Annotated in this window: 16 protein-coding genes; 2 read left to right on the forward strand and 14 right to left on the reverse strand. The window is 56.2% G+C overall.

Translation table 11 applies throughout. The annotated features are described in order from the left end of the window. Positions 1-52: 52 nt before the first annotated feature. From fabD to KO116_RS13030, 4 genes are all read right to left on the reverse strand, one after another. Positions 53-1,012, reverse strand: a complete 960-nt coding sequence (gene fabD / locus KO116_RS13015) for an ACP S-malonyltransferase (protein ID WP_035566194.1) — start codon at positions 1,010-1,012, stop codon at positions 53-55. A gap of 108 nt (positions 1,013-1,120) precedes the next feature. After that, positions 1,121-2,173, reverse strand: coding sequence for a phosphate acyltransferase PlsX (gene plsX / locus KO116_RS13020; protein WP_035566197.1), 1,053 nt, complete (start codon positions 2,171-2,173; stop codon positions 1,121-1,123). A 43-nt stretch (positions 2,174-2,216) separates the two neighbouring features. Continuing rightward, positions 2,217-2,387 (reverse strand): 50S ribosomal protein L32, encoded by a 171-nt coding sequence (rpmF, locus tag KO116_RS13025; RefSeq protein ID WP_008956805.1) that lies wholly within the window; start codon positions 2,385-2,387, stop codon positions 2,217-2,219. Between the two features lie 36 nt (positions 2,388-2,423). Continuing rightward, complete coding sequence (locus KO116_RS13030; protein ID WP_008956806.1) at positions 2,424-2,954, reverse strand: YceD family protein; 531 nt, start codon at positions 2,952-2,954, stop codon at positions 2,424-2,426. 210 nt (positions 2,955-3,164) lie between these two features. On the opposite strand from KO116_RS13030, the gene KO116_RS13035 reads away from it, so the two are divergent. After that, positions 3,165-3,782, forward strand: coding sequence for a Maf family protein (locus KO116_RS13035; RefSeq protein WP_035566199.1), 618 nt, complete (start codon positions 3,165-3,167; stop codon positions 3,780-3,782). A 42-nt stretch (positions 3,783-3,824) separates the two neighbouring features. Here the strand turns inward: KO116_RS13035 and sppA are convergent, their stop codons facing one another. The 3 genes from sppA to KO116_RS13050 are packed head-to-tail and all read right to left on the reverse strand — an operon-like array spanning position 3,825 to position 6,588. Beyond that, on the reverse strand, positions 3,825-4,943 hold the full coding sequence (sppA, locus tag KO116_RS13040) for a signal peptide peptidase SppA (RefSeq protein WP_035566202.1): 1,119 nt from the start codon (positions 4,941-4,943) through the stop codon (positions 3,825-3,827). A gap of 33 nt (positions 4,944-4,976) precedes the next feature. Then, on the reverse strand, positions 4,977-5,621 hold the full coding sequence (locus KO116_RS13045) for an HAD family hydrolase (protein ID WP_035566205.1): 645 nt from the start codon (positions 5,619-5,621) through the stop codon (positions 4,977-4,979). A 25-nt stretch (positions 5,622-5,646) separates the two neighbouring features. Then, positions 5,647-6,588: an RluA family pseudouridine synthase gene (locus KO116_RS13050; protein ID WP_035566208.1), complete on the reverse strand. Its 942-nt coding sequence runs from the start codon at positions 6,586-6,588 to the stop codon at positions 5,647-5,649. Between the two features lie 728 nt (positions 6,589-7,316). On the opposite strand from KO116_RS13050, the gene rne reads away from it, so the two are divergent. Continuing rightward, positions 7,317-10,520, forward strand: coding sequence for a ribonuclease E (gene rne / locus KO116_RS13055; protein ID WP_035566210.1), 3,204 nt, complete (start codon positions 7,317-7,319; stop codon positions 10,518-10,520). A gap of 103 nt (positions 10,521-10,623) precedes the next feature. Here rne and murB read toward each other — a convergent pair whose 3' ends face one another. The 7 genes from murB to KO116_RS13090 are packed head-to-tail and all read right to left on the reverse strand — an operon-like array spanning position 10,624 to position 18,257. Then, on the reverse strand, positions 10,624-11,652 hold the full coding sequence (gene murB / locus KO116_RS13060; protein ID WP_235272389.1) for a UDP-N-acetylmuramate dehydrogenase: 1,029 nt from the start codon (positions 11,650-11,652) through the stop codon (positions 10,624-10,626). A 1-nt stretch (position 11,653) separates the two neighbouring features. Beyond that, a complete protein-coding gene (locus KO116_RS13065) occupies positions 11,654-12,118 on the reverse strand; it encodes a low molecular weight protein-tyrosine-phosphatase (RefSeq protein WP_035566216.1) in 465 nt (154 codons plus the stop codon). Between the two features lie 18 nt (positions 12,119-12,136). Next, the gene (gene kdsB, locus KO116_RS13070) at positions 12,137-12,913 is read right to left on the reverse strand and encodes a 3-deoxy-manno-octulosonate cytidylyltransferase (protein WP_035566218.1); all 777 of its coding nucleotides are present in this window, start codon (positions 12,911-12,913) and stop codon (positions 12,137-12,139) included. Then, positions 12,913-13,158, reverse strand: a complete 246-nt coding sequence (locus tag KO116_RS13075) for a Trm112 family protein (protein WP_035566220.1) — start codon at positions 13,156-13,158, stop codon at positions 12,913-12,915. The genes kdsB and KO116_RS13075 overlap by 1 nt, the downstream gene beginning before the upstream one ends. Before the next feature lie 13 nt (positions 13,159-13,171). Continuing rightward, entirely contained in the window at positions 13,172-14,200 is a 1,029-nt protein-coding gene (lpxK, locus tag KO116_RS13080) for a tetraacyldisaccharide 4'-kinase (RefSeq protein WP_035566222.1), read from the reverse strand. Further along, positions 14,197-15,933, reverse strand: coding sequence for a lipid A export permease/ATP-binding protein MsbA (gene msbA, locus KO116_RS13085; protein WP_035566223.1), 1,737 nt, complete (start codon positions 15,931-15,933; stop codon positions 14,197-14,199). Before msbA ends, lpxK begins: the two co-directional genes overlap by 4 nt. A 56-nt stretch (positions 15,934-15,989) precedes the next feature. Then, complete coding sequence (locus KO116_RS13090; RefSeq protein WP_035566225.1) at positions 15,990-18,257, reverse strand: DNA internalization-related competence protein ComEC/Rec2; 2,268 nt, start codon at positions 18,255-18,257, stop codon at positions 15,990-15,992. Positions 18,258-18,305 lie beyond the last annotated feature (48 nt).

Here is an 18,305-nt window from a genome sequence, read left to right on the forward strand (position 1 = left end):
CTGCCTCTAACCGTGTAATCAAGCAAGGATAGCGGAATAACACAACCCTTGGTCACGCTTTATCAGCCAACGTTTCACGCGCCAGCTCAAGCGCAGCATTCAGGCTGTCAGGGTCATTCACTGCCAACCCCTTGCTACCCTTCACGATACGCTTATTGAGGCCGGTCAACACCTTTCCAGGCCCGCACTCAATAAATACTTCAACATCTTGACTAGCCATTGCCTCAACGCAGGCGCTCCAGCGCACTGGCTGATAAAGCTGTTCGATGAGACGTGTGCGAAGTGTCGCGGTATCAGCATGCGCCTTGGCGTCGACATTTTGAATCACGGTATAGCGTGGCGTTCGCAATTCAATTGCCTGCATAGCCTCCGCTAGGCGCTCGGCGGCCGGGCGCATTAACGCACAATGCGAAGGAACGGAAACGGGTAATGACATGGCGCGCTTGGCCCCCGCTTCTTGGCAGGCAACGATAGCCCGCTCAACGGCTGCTTTGGAGCCTGCCACTACGACCTGCCCAGGGGAGTTGTAGTTGACAGCAGACACCACGTCGCCCTGGGCGGCTTTTTCACAGGCGGCTTCAACCGCGTCGTCTGCCAAGCCAAGGATGGCCGCCATACCACCTTCACCCGCGGGAACGGCCTCCTGCATGGCCTCACCGCGCAGACGCACTAAGTTAACGCCCTCGGCAAAGCTCATGACGCCAGCGCACACCATCGCGCTGTATTCGCCCAAGCTATGGCCCGCCATTACAGTAGGCCGAGGCCCTTCTAGCTCCTGCCAAACGCGCCAAATAGCGACGCTGGCAGAGAGTAATGCGGGCTGGGTGCACGCGGTTGCATTAAGCGATGCTTCAGGACCCTCTTGGACGACTTTCCATAAGTCGTAGCCCAAAGCATCCGACGCTTCCTCAAATGTCGTTCCCACCACACTATAGCGCTCGGCCAGCTCTCGCAGCATTCCAAGCTGCTGAGAGCCTTGCCCGGGGAAAATGAGGGCAAGGGGTTGAGACATGTCGTTCACCTTTGCACTTGTAGGCATTTGCTCATATGAGCGATAGGCGAGATTATTGGCACATCCTGATGCCACCTATAAGCTCGCAAAAAATAAATTATTTATTATCTAATCATGGCTCGCAGGTGCCACTGCTTCACGTAATGGCGCCTGCCAACGGCCTGCGATCCGCGCAGGCAAATTATGTTCTACTTCCTGAAGAGCACGCTGAATAGCGTAGTAGAAACCATCGGCATGGGTACTGCCGTGACTTTTCACCACGATACCGCGCAACCCCAATAAACTGGCCCCGTTATAGCGCACAGGATCTAACTCCTGCTTTAAACGCCTCAACACAGGTTTGGCCAGTAGGCTTGCTAAACGACCACTTAAGCGCGATTCAAACGCCATCTGCACGCGTTCAACCAACATACTTGTCAAACCTTCGCTTGCCTTGAGCACAGCGTTACCCACAAAGCCATCGCATACCACTACGTCAAGCTGGCCTTTAAACAGGTCACCACCCTCGGCATAACCTTGATAGTCAAAAGCACCTCTATTGGCATGCTCGCGCAGCAAACGATCAGCTTCGCGAACGCTGGCACATCCTTTAGTGGCCTCAGCACCAACATTGAGCAGCGCGACACGTGGCATAGCCGTGCCATCAACGCACTGCGCCATCGCCGCGCCCATTAGCGCAAAATCCACCAGCCGATGAGCGGGAGAGTCCACATTGGCACCTAAGTCCAGCAAATAACAGCGACGCCCTTGGCGCGCTGGAATCGCGGTACTGATCGCTGGCCGAGAAATACCCTCGACCATCCCCAGCTCGCGCCTTGCTAATGCCACAAGTGCTGCCGTATTACCCGCACTTACACCGGCAACCGCCTCGCCCTGAGCGACACTTCGCAGCATGTGCATCATACTGGTCGCCTGCCCCTTGCGCAGCGCCCAGGCAGCGGTTGTCGATGGCATAATGCAGTCAGGTGCTTCACGCGCCACCAAACGTGACGCTGCCGCAACCAGAGGCTGCGGCAAGCGTGAAAGCTCAGCAAGAATCTGCTGACGCGGGCCAAACAGAATCAGCTCAAGGTCTGGGTGTTCCACCACTGCCTTTGCAGCACCTGTGATAATCGCATGAGGGCCTTGGTCACCCCCCATCACATCAATCGCTAGGCGCATACCGCACTGAGTCCGTTTAGCCGCTTAATAACGCAATTGAGGTTTATACTTCAATCACTTTACGACCACGGTAGAAACCGTCTGGAGAAATGTGGTGACGCAGGTGAGTCGTACCCGTTTCTTTGTCTTGAGACAGCGTCGGAGCGGTCAGTGCATCGTGGCTACGACGCATGCCGCGCTTGGAACGAGTTTTACGGTTCTGCTGAACTGCCATGGGTGTTTACTCCAAGGTATTTAAGTTAAAGGGTGCTTATTTTTTGCCTTTTAAGACATTGAGCACCGCAAATGGATTCGTCGCTGGCGTTGTTTCTGCCGCCGCGCCTTCTGTTTTGCTGACCAGCTGCTCCGCCGAGACATGACATTCGGCTTCATCGTGATAGACCACCTGGGGCAGGCTGAGAATTAACTCATCCTCAACCACCGTCAGAAGATCCAGCTGTTCCTTTTCCACCAGCACCGGTTCATGACTAGCAGGCAACTCGGCCGCTAAGGCTTCGTCAGTGACCATTCCAAGCAGAAAGTCACTGCTCACCTCTTGAGGCAGCGGCACCAGGCAGCGTCGGCAGGCAAGCGCCAACGTCGCTTGCAAGTGGCCACGAATTTCACGACGACCTTGAGCATCGACGCCAAACTCAAGCACGACATGACAGTCGCCGGTTTGGACACCCGCTTCTTCGGCAAGACGTGGCAGTTTATCCAGCGCTACCAAGCCTTCGATTCGTTCGTGGCGGGCTGCGAGCTTATAAGGCTCCACCCGACTGGGGAGTTGTGAGGTCAACATAGGCGCGCAATGATAGGCACTCCCCCTGCTGGTGTCAAAGCTGTCGGTATATTTCTTCATGCCTTCCTCAATCAATAACCAACCGTGGCCTCAATAAACAGCCAACATAGGCAGGTTTAGCTGCTTTCGCTACACTCTACTGCTTTGAAATTGCATTTGCGCCACGTTGCGCCACTACCCAGCCAGGAGCTATTTGTGACTTCATCCGCAATGACCGAGCCATCAAGCAGTCAGGCATCAACGACCGAGCTGGTACTGGCCTCCAGCTCGCGTTGGCGGCGCGAGCTGCTGGATCGACTGCAGCTCCCCTACCAATGCTATTCGCCGAATATTGATGAAATGCCCCATAGTGGCGAAACACCCCACGCTCTGGTCCATCGACTAGCGCTCAGCAAAGCTAACGCCGTTGCGCACCATTTCCCCCACCACTGCATTATCGGCTCTGACCAAGTAGCAGTATTTGAAGGCGACATTCTTGGCAAACCGCATACGGAAGCCAAGGCACGCGCCAACCTGAGCCGCTTTTCCGGCCAGCGTGTCACTTTTTTGACCGGTTTAGCGCTGTTGGATACACGCCACCAGCGTCATCAGGTGCACGTCGAGCCATTCGAGGTGGTTTTCCGCCACTTGAGCACCCAGGAAATTGAAAACTATGTCGCCAAAGAACAGCCACTCGACAGCGCTGGCAGCTTTCGCATGGAAGGCTTAGGTATAGCGCTGTTTGAGAAGCTTGAAGGCCGCGACCCCAACGCATTGATTGGGTTATCACTGATTGCGCTTTGTGACATGCTGCGCCAAGCGGGTTTAGACCCGCTTGGCGCCTCCTGATCATCAGTAGAGCCGACAACCAAGGGCCTGACAACTAAGCGCTTAGAAGCGCAGCGGGGTAGCGGGCGCACTGACGCCCAACACCTCGGCGACGACCTGGGTAAAGCGGCGCGTCAGGCGCTCAAATGGATCAAGACTCGGCGTATAATCGACCCAATTGGTGTCACCCACTCGGTCACGCGCCACTTGCTCAAGGCTGCCTAACTGGTCAACCAAGCCTAGATCAAGGCTCTGCTCACCACTCCAGACCAGGCCTGAAAATATATCGGGGCTGTCGCTAAGCCTTCCACCTCTTCCCGCACGCACATCATCAATAAACTGACGGTGAGTTTGGCTGAGCACTTCCTGCCAAAACTGCTCCGCCTCTTCATCCAGTGGCTGAAACGGGTCAAGAAAGGCTTTATTTTCACCAGCCGTCAGTACGCGGCGCTCCACACCAATGCGCGCTATTGCCTCTTCAAAACCAAAGCCCGCGTAAATAACGCCAATAGAACCCACCAGGCTCACCGGCGACGCAATGATCTCATTCGCCGCCGCCGCAATATAATAAGCGCCGCTGGCACCGACATCTTCGATCACTGCGATAATCGGCTTATCGCCCTGCTCGCGTAGACGCATAATTTCTGCATAGATACGCTGAGACTGCACCGGGCTACCACCCGGGCTATTAATGTGCAGCACCACAGCAGCAGCGCCTTCCGCCTCCCAGGCGTTATTCAGCCCCTCAATGATACGCTCGGCATTGGCAGGCGAATCGCTGGCAATTACCCCACTGACCTCCACAATCCCTAAGTGTCGCTGTGTGGGCGCGGTAGCACTAGACGAATCCCAAAACAGACTATAAAGGGTGGTAAATAGCGCCACCAACACAATAGTAAGCATCATCAGGCGGAAAAACAGCTTCCAGCGGCGAGTGCGTCGCTGTTCCGTTAACACGCCGCCTATCCAGTGATCCATCATTTCCAGCTGCGCCAGCCGCTGGCGTTCGCGCAGGGTTTCGGCATCATCGTCTGGCGCACCCGACATAGGCTTAGCGCCCTTACTAGGTGGCACCTCTGATCCCTGTGTCCAACGATCCTCCCTCACCTCATTGCGATCATCATTGGTCGGGCCGTCACGTCCGTCGTTTGTGCCACTGGGGCGGTTTGGGTCATCGCTCATAAAATGTCCTTATGTAAATGCTGGCTATTCACCTTACAGCCGATCAAAAAGCTCATTAATGCTATGGGCAATCCACTTGGGCTGGCTGAGCGCCAAACGCTCTGGCGTATGTACGCCGTAGGTGACGCCGACGCGATCCATGCCAATGGCCCGGGCCATTTCAAGGTCGTAAGCCGTATCGCCAACCATCACGGCTCGCTCGACGGGCACCTCTAACTCGGCCAATAGTTCCGAAAGCATTTGCGGATGGGGTTTCGAGCGAGTTTCATCGGCGGTGCGGCTGGCGTGAAACCAGCCGCCGCTGTTGGTCTCAGCAAAAATGCGGTCAAGGCCGCGGCGACTTTTACCGGTCGCTACCGCCAACCGCTGCTGCTCACGGCCACGCAAGCGGGCAATTTGTGCCTCAACCCCGGCAAAAAACAGCATCGGCGTCGCATCCGCGGTGACAAAATGGTGCGAGTAACGCTCACGAAGGCGCTCGGCCTGCGCAGGCAAAATACCCGGGCATAGCTGGGCAATGGCTTCGGGTAATCCCAAACCAATAATATCTTCCACTTCAGCGGTCGAAAGCTCGCCCCACTCAGCTTCCAGGGCAGCGGCCTGCATGCAGGAGACAATACGCGGCACCGAATCCATCAAGGTACCGTCCCAATCAAATATAATTAGCTCATACTGCATGACAGCTCCGTATTGAGGGGGCGGGTTATTGACGAGCACGCGTGAGGGTAGCTTCCAGCGCCTCTGGCAGCGGTGCTTTAACGGTCACCGGGCGTCCATTGCCGGGCTCTGGAAATGTTAATGCACGCGCATGCAGAAACAGCCGCCCCAGTCCCAACTGCTTAGTGAGCAGACCGCTCTCCCGGGTGGCGTATTTATCATCGCCCAACAACGCATGGCCTGCATGAGCTGCATGCACGCGAATTTGATGCGTACGCCCCGTCACCGGTTCGGCTTCGATCAGCGTGACTTTTTCAAACGTCTCGACCACTGAAAAATGAGTGCGCGACACTTTGCCATTGGGGTCGACTCTCACCCGGCGCTCGCCATTGCCCGCATCAAAACGATCCAGGCGGGCACTCTCATACGTTTTACGCGCCGGCCAGCGCCCGCTAACCAAGGCTAGATAGCGCTTATCCATACCGTGCTTTTTCAGTGACTCATTGAGGGTTACCAACGCATCCCGGGACTTGGCTAGTAACAAACAGCCCGAAGTATCACGATCCAGACGGTGTACTAATTCCAAAAAACTCAAATCATCGCGCACCTGGCGCAGCGCTTCAATCAAACCTATTTTAACCCCGCTACCACCGTGCACCGCCAAGCCCGAAGGCTTGTTCAGCACCATCCAATCAGGGCCTTCCATAATAACGCTGCCCACCAACAGGTCGCGTAAATTATCGCTCACTTCCTTGACCGCCTCACGGGGCGCCAAGCGCAGCGGTGGCACGCGCACTAAATCGCCCGCCTGCAAACGGTAATCCACTTTGACGCGCTTTTTATTAACGCGCACTTCGCCTTTACGTACGATGCGATAAATCAGCGCCCTTGGCGCTCCTTTGAGCCGCGTCATGAGGAAATTATCAATTCGCTGCCCAGCTTGCTCTGGGGCAATATCCACCCACTGTACTTCGCGCCCTTCGGACATTGCCGCTTGCTCCTGCTGTAGTTCGCTAACATCAGCTAAAAAACGGCATTCTAGCGTAGACCCAAGGGCATTGCGTCAATTGCTGGTCGTTGTCTTTACTGTTATATTCCAAAACGTTCACCAGCCAAGCGCATAAAGCTTTCTTGTCTAACGCTCGCGGCTAGCAGCTAAATAGCTAATTGGTTAAATTTGTTAGCAGAAGACGTCTACGCTGAGCTCGGTTAATGCGCCTGCCCGACTAACACGCAGGCCTGAACACAAAAACGGCACCAGTGTACGCATTGCCCGTTTTTCAGTACCAATATCTGATCTAAAAAAATGCAGTAACTCTGCCGCCCGTTTTTATGCTGGCAGAGAAAAGTAAGCCTCGCCCTCAACGGCAGGCAGCAACGAAACAACGCCACGCCCCGAGCAGCCCCTCCTTTCTCGTCACAAGGCGCTGGCTGGCTCCGGGCGACAAGTTCAACGCTGTGCCGGTGGCCGGCGTTGGTGAATCGATGAATGCCAGGTGTTGGCGGTGTCAGCAGGGCCGGATGGATGTGACAACCACCGGAATATGTCCTGCCTCCGCCACGTACTCAACGCCCTACTGGCCGGGTTGGCAATGATGCCTTCCCGGCTTGACGCGTCAGCATTGCAATGCGCCGAGCACAAGCACGCAGCACCCAGCGGTTCGCCTACGTCACCCCATAGGCAGTTCGCCGGCACGCAACGCTATGCGAGACAACATGAAACGGATGCTTATTAATGCGACACAGCCTGAAGAGCTGCGCGTCGCCTTAGTCGATGGACAACGCCTGTACGATTTAGACATCGAATCCGGCGCTCGAGAACAGAAAAAAGCCAATATCTATCGCGGTAAAATCACCCGCGTAGAGCCCTCACTTGAAGCTGCCTTTGTCGATTATGGCGCTGACCGCCACGGCTTTTTGCCGCTCAAAGAGATCTCTAAAGAGTACTTTGTAAAAGACGTTTCCGGCCGTCCCAGCATTAAAGAAGTGCTTAAAGAGGGCCAAGAAGTCATCGTTCAGGTCGACAAGGAAGAGCGTGGCAATAAAGGCGCCGCGCTTACCACCTTTGTCAGCCTGGCGGGCCGCTTTTTGGTATTGATGCCCAACAACCCGCGTGCGGGTGGCATTTCTCGCCGTATCGAAGGCGATGAGCGTAGTCAGCTCAAAGATGCCATGGGTCAATTGACCGTGCCGGACAAAATGGGCCTGATCGTGCGCACCGCTGGCATTGGCCGTAACCCGGAAGAGCTGCAGTGGGATTTGGACTATCTGGTTCAGGTGTGGGAATCGATCACCACTGAAGCCGCCAAGCGCCCTGCCCCATTCCTAATCTACCGTGAATCCAACGTCATCATTCGCGCTATGCGCGACTACTTGCGCCAGGACATCGGCGAAGTATTGATCGACAGCCCCGAGATTCACGCCGAAGCGCTAGGCTTTATTCGCCAGGTAATGCCCTCGTATCAGCAGAAGATCAAGCTTTACGCTGACGAGGTACCGCTGTTCTCGCGCTTTCAGATCGAATCGCAAATCGAAACGGCCTATCAGCGTGAAGTAAAACTCCCATCTGGCGGGTCGATCGTGATCGACCACACGGAAGCGCTGGTTTCTATCGATATCAACTCCGCGCGTGCTACCCGCGGTAGCGATATCGAAGAAACCGCCCTACAAACCAACTCCGAAGCCGCCGATGAGATCGCCCGCCAGCTACGCCTGCGCGATATCGGCGGCTTGGTGGTAATCGACTTCATCGACATGGGGCCAGCGCGCAACCAGCGTGAAGTTGAAAACCGTATGCGCGATGCGCTTAAGCTAGACCGCGCGCGGGTGCAGATTGGTCGCATCTCACGCTTTGGCCTAATGGAAATGTCCCGACAGCGCCTGCGTCCTTCGCTGGGTGAAACCAGCGGCGTGGTTTGCCCGCGCTGTAATGGTCAAGGCACCATTCGCGATGTGCGTTCGCTGTCGCTGTCAATCATGCGCCTGATTGAAGAAGAGGCCATGAAAGAGAACAGCGCGCAGATTCGCGCTATTCTGCCGGTACCCGTCGCTACGTATCTGCTCAATGAAAAACGCAGTGTGCTGGCCGATTTAGAGTCCCGCCAAAATGTTCGCGTAGTGCTGCTGCCTAACCCTGACATGGATACGCCCCACTACGACGTACAGCGCCTGCGCGATGATCATTTAGACGAGGATGACACTCAAAGCCTTTCGAGCTTTGAGCTCTCCACGGATACCGAAGTAGGTAAGGAACCGACACCCAGCTTCGTACCGCCCGCTCAACGCGCAGAAGCAGCGGTAAAAAGCGTTACGCATAACGCCCCCGCGCCGGCATCGCTGCAAAGCGAAGAGAAAGCGCCTGCTGCTGCCCCGGCGGTGAAAGCAGCACCGGCGACCAGCGAGCAACCCAGCGTCATTGGCCGCTTTATCCGTGGCTTCGCCAAGTTGCTAGGCAGCGACGAAAGTAATGCTGAAGCTGCGCCAGAGCCCAAGACTGAAACCCCGGCGCCGCGCAAGCCAAGCGAGCGTAAAACCAATCAGCGCAGCAGTGAGTCGCGACAGAAGCCCTCACGCAATGAGCGCGGCGACAACACTAGCCGTAGCGAGTCGCGCAGTGATAACAGCGCCCGGTCTGAGCCAAAAACTGAACAAAAAGCCGAGCAAAAAAGCGAGCAACGCACCACTGCTCCGCGTCCTGCCGGTGACGATAACAGCGACAAGCGCAGCGGCCCCAGCCGCACCCGCAATCGTCGTCGTCATCCCCAGCAAGACGATGCCACCGAAGAGTCGGCCAACAAAGCGCCTCGTAAAGAGAGCCAGTCGGATAGCTCTGGCAAAGACAGCTCTAAAAAGAGCAATAACGGCAAAAGCGCAGCGCCGAAAGAGCCACGTCGCGAGGCTGGCCAAGACAGCCAACCCGATGAAACTGCCAAACAGCCAGAAGCCAAGCAGGATGACGGCAAGCCGAAGCGTACGCGTAACAACCCGCGTAACCGCACACGTACCCAGGCGATCAACCCACAGGCAGAAGCCGAGCAGTTAAAGCTGCAGGCAGAAGTGGTAGATGAAGCGCCAGAAACCGCTGAACCTGCGGATGAAGCGCCTGTCGCGCCAACAACCGAAGCGTCAGACGCGAAAACTTCGGCACCGGAAGTAGAAGCACCAGCTTCAGAGAGACCGGCTTCAGAAGCACCAACTGCCGAGACTCAGAATGCTGACGTCGCCGCATCTGCCGATGAAGCCACTCAACCTGCTTCTGACACCGCTGAGCAGGAAGCCGCTGTCAAGCCCGTCACCAGCGAAGAGCCCGCACCTGCTGCTGCCTCTGAAACGACTGAACCTCATTCTGAAGAGAGTAAGACTACGTCAGTGCCACCTGAGGTGAACTCAGAAGCAATCGAAACCAACTCGGAGCCTTCTGAAACTGAGCAAACTGCTGATAACCAGCCAAGTGCTAGCGAATCGGTAGCACCTGAAGCTATCGAACCGCCTGCGGCCAACGCGGTCGATCCGGCGGCCACTATTGAAGAAGCTGCCGCTGAGCCTCTCAGTAGCGCTGACACGGATCAAAGCAGCGAACAGCGCCAGCCTGAAGCGTCAACTAACGCCCAGGAAATTCGCCAGGAAGCAGTAACACCAAGCATTTCTGAGAGCGCTTCTGAGCGTGACGACGCGGCCTCTTCAGTTGAAGAGCCATCCAGCAGCGAGCAAAAGCAAGGCGAGGAAGAAAAGAGCGTCGAACATAGCGGCGAACTAGAAACGACTGAAGTAGAGCCTCAGCCTGCTCAGCCGGTGGCTAGCGAAGCTCCCGCTGAAGATGCAGCAACTGAAGAAACGCCTAAACCACGTCGCCGCACACGGGCTCACAACGATCCGCGTGAAAAGCGTAAACAGGCGCAACAGGACACCCACTCCGAGTAAAATCGGACGCGTGTTGCAACAGCAAAATCCCCGCTTAAGCGGGGATTTTGTTGTCTAGGAGGCGCCTTTTAAAAACGGCAGAAGGATTCGCTGGAAAAGGGCGTTAAGGATTAATAAAACGTGGTTCGGGTTCTAACAGCACACCAAAGCGTGTTTTTACTTGAGCGGCGATATAGCTGGCGATTTTCATCAAGCCGAGGCGATCACCGCCACCAAAATGCACCAGCACCAGCGCTTGATGCTGGTGTACGCCAAAGGCGCCGTCGCGCATCCCTTTTAAACCGCACTGGTCGATCAACCAACCTGCCGCTAACTTTGTTTGCCCTCCCGCCTGGGGAAAATGGGGCATCGCAGGATACTGACGCGACAGCTGCGCTGCCTGCTCATCACTTACTAGCGGATTTTTGAAGAAACTTCCCGCGTTGGCAAGCACCTCAGGGTCGGGTAGCTTCTCGCGGCGAATAGCACAAACGGCTTCAGCAACCTCAAGCGGCGAGGGTGTGGCAGATAACCGCGCGGCAAGATCGCCATAATTCAGTTGCGGCGCTGGCATACGTGATAAACGCAATATTAGCTGGGTAATCACAACACTATCGGCTAACTCGCCTTTAAAGATGCTGTCCCGGTAAGCAAACGCGCACTCTTGAGTACTTAACCAATAACAGCGTCCAGTGGCGAGCTCCATGACCTGCACCGCTTGCAGCGTGTCAGCAAGCTCAACGCCGTAGGCGCCAATATTTTGCACCGGTGCCGCCCCGCAACTACCGGGAATTAGCGCCAAGTTTTCGATTCCCCACAAACCCCGTGCGGCAGTCGCCATGACTAAGGCGTGCCAATTAACCCCAGCGCCCACTTGGGTAAACACCTCCCCTTGTTGAGCGCCTTTTGGTTGTCTCAGCCACCATTGCTTTAAGGCTGGGCGTAGCACCAGGCCCGGCACCTGCTCAGGTAACAGTACATTGCTGCCACCGCCCAGCAACGTAACGGGCCAGTCCTGAGCGTGGGCATAAGCGAGTGCAGCGCGCAGTGCTGACAGCGTACCCGGCGCTGCATAGTGCTCGGCGTGACAAGGTAGCCGCAGCGTATTGGCAAGAGTTAAATCAATATTGGACTGCAGATTAAAAGCCGCCACCTCAGTGCTCACGCTTGAGGTGTTGAATGAGCCCGTTTGAAGCGGCTTCAATCATATTTAGAACGTTTTCAAAGCCCTCATCCCCACCATAATAAGGATCAGGTACTTCTGCACCAGGCGTACCGGCAAAATCTAAAAACAGGCCGACATGAGCCTGGCTATTGGCGGGTTTCAGGTCACATATGGCGCGCAAATTGTCCTGATCCATACCCAGCACGTAATCAAATTCAGCAAAATCCTGCACATTTAACTGGCGGGCACGCAGACCACTTAAATCGATACCACGGCACAAGGCTGCTTGCTGGGCGCGTGAGTCCGGCGCTTTGCCCACATGCCAACTGCCGACCCCGCAGGAGTCTATTTCAACCTCGTCGGCTAGCCCTGCTTGCTCAAGGGCACGGCGAAAAACACCTTCTGCGGTGGGCGAACGGCAAATATTGCCTAGACACACAAATAACACTTTCACAACAACTCTCCTTAGGCGCTAGGCAAGCAGCGCACGCACACGGGCTAAATCCTCGACAGTATCAACACCCGTGGGATTTACCTCACAGGCTAAGGCTACCTGTATCGCGTGGCCGTTTTGTAATGCACGCAGTTGCTCAAGCTGTTCAAGTTGCTCCAGGCTAGAGGCGGGCCAGTCACGGTAAGCCGCTAGAAAACCCGCGCGGTATGCATAGAGGCCAATATGGCGCAGCCAAGCGTCGGTCGCCAGTAGCGTGGGCGCCTGTTTGAAATGCTCCCGATCCCAGGGAATGGGCGCACGTGAGAAATACAGCGCTCGACCCTGCAAGGTGCGCACCACCTTAACCACGTTGGGATTAAACAGCGTGTCGACATCGTTGATAGGCTCCGCCAGCGTGGCAATCGATGCCTCGGGGTCATCGGCCAAGCGAAGGGCCACTTGATCAATCAAGGCAGGCGGAATCAAAGGCTCATCGCCCTGCACATTAACCAACAGAGCGTCATCCGCTAGCGCTAAAATATCAGCCACTTCGGCTAAGCGGTCAGTGCCCGAAGGATGATCGTCGCGCGTCATGATCACCTCAGCACCATAAGGCAGCATGGCATCCCGAATGCGGCTATCGTCCGTGGCCACCACAACCCGGCAGGCATGGCTTTGGCATGCGCGCCGCCATACGTGGGCGACCATCGGCTCTCCGGCAATTTCTAACAGCGGCTTGCCGGGCAAGCGGGTGGAGCCATAGCGTGCGGGTACGACAACCGTAAAGTCTGGCACGGCAACGTCAGGAGAAGCCATTAAACGCCTCCGGATTGTCCTGAAGCGCGTCCTGACGCGCTCCCTGACGCGCGACCAGGGGAAGTAGGCAGCTTCTCATCGGCGTCCATGGCACGGGCTTCTTCCGGCAGCATGACGGGAATCCCTTCTTGAATGGGATAGGCCAGGCCATCGTAGTGGCAACGCAGCTCTTGAGCCTCACGGTCATATTTCAGCTTGCCGTTACACAACGGGCAGACCAGCATTGCCAGCAGTTCCTTATCCATGCGCTTGACTCCTTTAGGAAAGTGCCGACAGCCGTGCTGCCAGCCAGTATTCAAATTCAGGTGGAAGCGTGGCTTCCACATCTAATACCCAACTATTCGACGGCGCCAGGGCATAACATTTAACGGCATCTTTGGCTGTCATGATAATCGGGCGGATATCTGCAAATTTTAGCGCGTCAGCGCTGTAATGCTGATGATCGGCCAACGGGTGCCAGTCACCACTGACCCCCAAATTGGAAAGCGTGCGAAAAAAACGCCTGGGATTGCCAATCCCCGCTACTGCGTGCACTGGCAGCGTAAACGGCAGCGGCGCTAGCGAAAACCGAGCACCGTCATCTAAGCGGCGCCAATAACGCGGTGCTAACTGCATAGTGGTCACAGAGCCGACCGGCAACGCCTGCTGTGAGTCACCATTGACGATCACGGCATCAACGCGCTGCAAGCGGCTGGGCGATTCGCGCAGCGGCCCGGCGGGTAAGCAGCGACCATTACCTAAACCGCGGGCACCATCAACCACGACTAGCTCAATATCCCGCGCCAGTGCCAAGTGCTGCAAGCCATCGTCGCTCAAAATAATATCGCAACCCGCCGCCACTAGCGCCTGCACGCCGCGCGACCGTTTGGGGTCTGCCACTACCGGTAGCCCTGTCTGCTGCGCGAGCATCAAGGGTTCATCGCCGCTTTCGGCAACATTAGTGGCGGCGGTGACAAGCAAGGGATAGTGCGATGATATTCCGCCATAGCCGCGGGTAACAATGCCTGGTGACCAGCCCTGCGCCACCAGCCAATTGCCCAACCACGCCACTAACGGTGATTTCCCGGTTCCCCCTAAGGTGATATTGCCGACCACAATCACCGGCACGGGGGCCTTCCACATAGCCTTCTTACCATGCTGGTAGGCCTGTTCACGGCGGGCCATTCCCCATTGATAAAGCGCCCCTAAGGGCTTTAGCGGCCAAAGCCAACGGCTGCCCTGATAGGCACCTTGCAGCCAACGCTCTGCCAGTGTCCGAGTCTTTTGCGCTTTTTTAGGCAGGGTCATAATGCTTCTTGAAACTGCAACTGATGCAGCGCTGCATAAGCGCCATCGGCATCCAACAAGGCCTGATGGGTGCCCTCTTCAATAATACGCCCCTGATCCATCACCACGATCCGGTCGGCCCGTTCGATGGTGGACAGGCGGTGGGCAATCACCAATGTAGTGCGCCCCTCACAAACGCGCTCCAGCGCTTTCTGAATATAGCGCTCAGATTCCGTATCCAACGCCGAGGTGGCCTCATCGAGCACCAACAGTGGCGCATCCTTGAAGATAGCTCGGGCAATCGCCAGCCGCTGACGTTGCCCACCCGAGAGCATCACGCCATTTTCGCCTACGGTGGTCGCATAACCATCGGGTAGTTTGTCGATAAACTCGTGGGCATAGGCCGCTTCAGCCGCCGCTTGAATAGCCTGTGGGTCAGGATTAGCCACCCCATAGGCAATGTTATCGGCAATTGAGGCATTAAATAGCGTCACCTGCTGGGAGACCAAGGCAATCTGCTGGCGCAGCGGCCCAAGCGCGTACTCATCAACATTGACGCCATCAATGGTGATAATGCCTTGGCTAGGCCGGTAGAAGCGCGGCAATAGGCTCACCAGCGTAGATTTACCACTTCCCGAGCGACCGACTATCGCTACCAGCTCACCTGGCGCCAGCCGTAGATTAATATCATGCAGCACTTCGGGTTGGTCGTCGGCATAGCGGAAGCTAACCTTATCGATAACGACCTCACCGCTTAAACGGCTGGCAATACGCTTACCGTTATCCTGCTCCGGCGTCATATCCAGTAGACCAAAAAGCTCTGACGCTGCCGCCAACCCCTTCTGAATCTCACCGTTAATCTCAGTCAATTGGCGCACTGGTTTGATCATCAGGGCGGCGGCCGTAATAAAGGCGACAAACTCACCGGGGGTCATGTTCTCCATCAGGGAGGGCGCCATCGCCAGCCATACCAGCAGCGCCATAGAGATAGCCACCAGCATCAGAATTACCGGCGAGCTAACCGCCCGGGTCATGGCCTCTTTCATACTTTGACGACGATTCTCTTCACTCACTCGCTCAAAGCGCTGCTTTTCATAATCTTCTGCGCCATGGGTGCGCACTACGCGATAGCCAGACAACGCTTCCGACGCAATATGGGTCACATCGCCCATAGAGTGCTGAATGCGCTTGGAGATACGCCTAAACCGCTTACTGACGTAACTCACTACGACGGCGATAATCGGCGTCACGCCTAAAAACAGTAGCGTGAGCATCCAGTTGGTCCAGAGCAGATAAAGCACTAGGCCGACGACGAACAGGCCTTCACGTAGAATAATCGTCACCGCCTTGGTGGCCGCCCCTGCCACTTGCTCGACGTGGTAGGTCACCCGCGATACCAGTTGACCGCTGGAGTGGTGGTCAAAAAACCGGCCAGGCAGGTGAAGAAGATGAGCAAATACATCGCAGCGCAGGGTATGAATCACATAGCGCCCCACATAAGCCATAAAGTAAGTACTTAAAAAAGTGCCTACCCCGCGGGCGGAGAACATAATAATGACAAACAGCGGCAAGAAGAACCGGAAAGCAGCATCCGGGTTTTGAATGCCATCAATCAGCCGCTTCATCATTTCCGCCAGTGCGGTACTCGACGCGGCGTATACCACAAACCCCACCAGCGCCAGCAAAAACGCGCGCCAATGTGGCTTAACATAGCCCAATAACCGCTTGTAAATACCCCAGCTTGAATCAGCCACACGCGCTCCCGGCAATAGTGTGCAATGCGGTGAATTCTACCTGATGGCGACGTGGTTCAACACCGATTGCGTCGACTTGACCGTGGTCGCGTCGTTCTAACCTCAAAAGGACGAGCAGCTTCCAGCCAAAAACGCAGTGCGCCGTCTTGGGCCGTACTCCACAAACAGCTTTCCTGATCACGAAAACGGCGCACGACGGCATCTCCCGGATGCTGAAAAGGGTTATCACGTCCTGCGCTAAAAACAACATGTTCAGGGGCGGTATGACGTACGAACTGAATACCCGAACTTGTTCCACTGCCGTGATGCCCCGCGACAAGCATAGAGACAGGCGAATCCACTTCAAGCAAAAAGCGTCGCTCTATCTCGCTACTCACATCCCCCGTGATGAGCAGCCGGTGCTCGCCTACACTGACTTCCAATACGCAGGATCGATCATTGGGTGACAAAGCATTAGCGCCCGCGGGCGGCCATAAAAAGCGATAATTAACGCCATCGCGCTGCCAGGTTTGACCTCGCTGGCACGCCCGGCTGTCTACTGACAGGGTCTCACCCTCGGGCGCTATCCACTGATTAACCTGATGCTCGGCTAATAACGCATTAACACCACCCGCATGGTCGTTATCGGCGTGACTAACGATCACCTGATCAAAACGTTGACCCGGAGACCACAGCGTTTCCAGCGGCATAAAACCGCCACGAAAGCGCGGCCCGGTATCATAAAGCAGTCGATAATGTTTGCTACGTAACTCGATCAACTGCCCTTGCCCCACATCATGCACGCTCACTCGAAGCCCTTGCTGGGGAGTCGTTGACAATAGCGACCACCAAGGCAGCGCCACCACCAACGCCGTAGTGGCTAGCCGCATACCCGGTAGCACCGCAGGCAATCCCCAGCAGAGTGATAGCAGCAGCAGCGCAAAGGCCAGTGGATAGGTCAATGGCCGATCAGGCTCCCATAGCGGCCAGTGCTGAACAGAGAGGCTCAACAGTAAATGGAAAATATTAAGTGCGGCCTCAAACAGCCACCATAAAGCATGGCCTAGAAAAGGCACCGGTGATAATAACCAGCCCAATAACGCCGTAGGCACCATGATGGAACTCACCCACGGCACGGCCACTAGGTTAATCAATGGGGCGGCGGGCGCTATGCGCCCAAATGCTACCAGCACAGCAGCGGCCATTAGCGGAGCAAGCAGCAACTGTGATCTGACCAGTGCCCAACACCAGCCTTTAATACCCTGAGGGCGCCGCCGACCCTGCCAAATAGCGATTAACCATGCCACCGCCACAAATGACAGCCACATACCGGGCCGCCACAGAGCCAGCGGATCAACGAGAAGCACCAGCGCAATGGCCAGCCACCACCCTTGCCATGGGCTTGGTGCATGTCGACCACTAAGCACCCACAGGCCAATCAACGTCATCACCATGGCACGCATAGCGGGCGGTGCCATCCCGGCAAGCGTGGCGTAACTGATGCAGGCTACCGCCGCCACCCACCAAGGCCAAGCGCGCATGCGCCAGTTGGTAGGCGTCGTTAAGCGCGCACCGAGCTTGGCAAGCATCAATACAAATGACGTCACCAGCCCAACGTGTAAGCCTGAAATAACGACCAGATGGGTGGTGCCGGTCGCATTCAACAACGACCAGTCATCTTGGGTAAGCTGTTCGCTATCACCCAATGTCAGTGCCGCCAACCAGCGTTTAGTGCGCTCATCTAGCGCCTGCCGGGCTAAAAAACCCACCCCCAACTGACGCAGCGATGGCCCGGCGGAAGCTAGCCGAACGGGCGGTGGATCTTGGCGCAGATACCCAGTAGCGTGAATTCCCTCACGCCATAGCCATTGCTCATAATCAAACGTACCGGGGTTGGCAAAACCACTGGGAGGCCGCAAACGGAGCGTCATTCGCCACTGCTCACCGGGATAAAACGCTTTATCGCTATAAGCCGTTACCCGCACCTTGTTTATCACCACGCAACGTGGTCGTTGTGCCGGGCCTTGGCAGCTATCAACACGCAGCATCAGACGCGTTGCGTCCCCCGACGGCTGAGCGTTCAGCACAGTGGCTTCAACGGCTATATCCTCGCCACTCAGCCCTGCTGGCAAACGGCTCGTCCATTCATGCTGAACGCCAGCAAATACCCATAGACCCATCAGTAGCCATACACCTCGGCGGGGTTGCCACGCCACTATCAACAACGCGGCGACCAGCACCCAGCCGAACGCATTGGAGGTCATCCCTGCGGCATGGCTGTACCATGCCAAAATCCCTCCAGCAAGAGCTGCAAGTGCAGCGGGCATGGCGACCCCTAACCGCATAGAACTCTCCCTGGCGAATGTTCATTGATGGCCTAGCATAGCCGAAGG

It is taken from the genome of Halomonas sp. KO116 (assembly GCF_000734975.2).
GTDB classification, from domain to species: domain Bacteria; phylum Pseudomonadota; class Gammaproteobacteria; order Pseudomonadales; family Halomonadaceae; genus Vreelandella; species Vreelandella glaciei.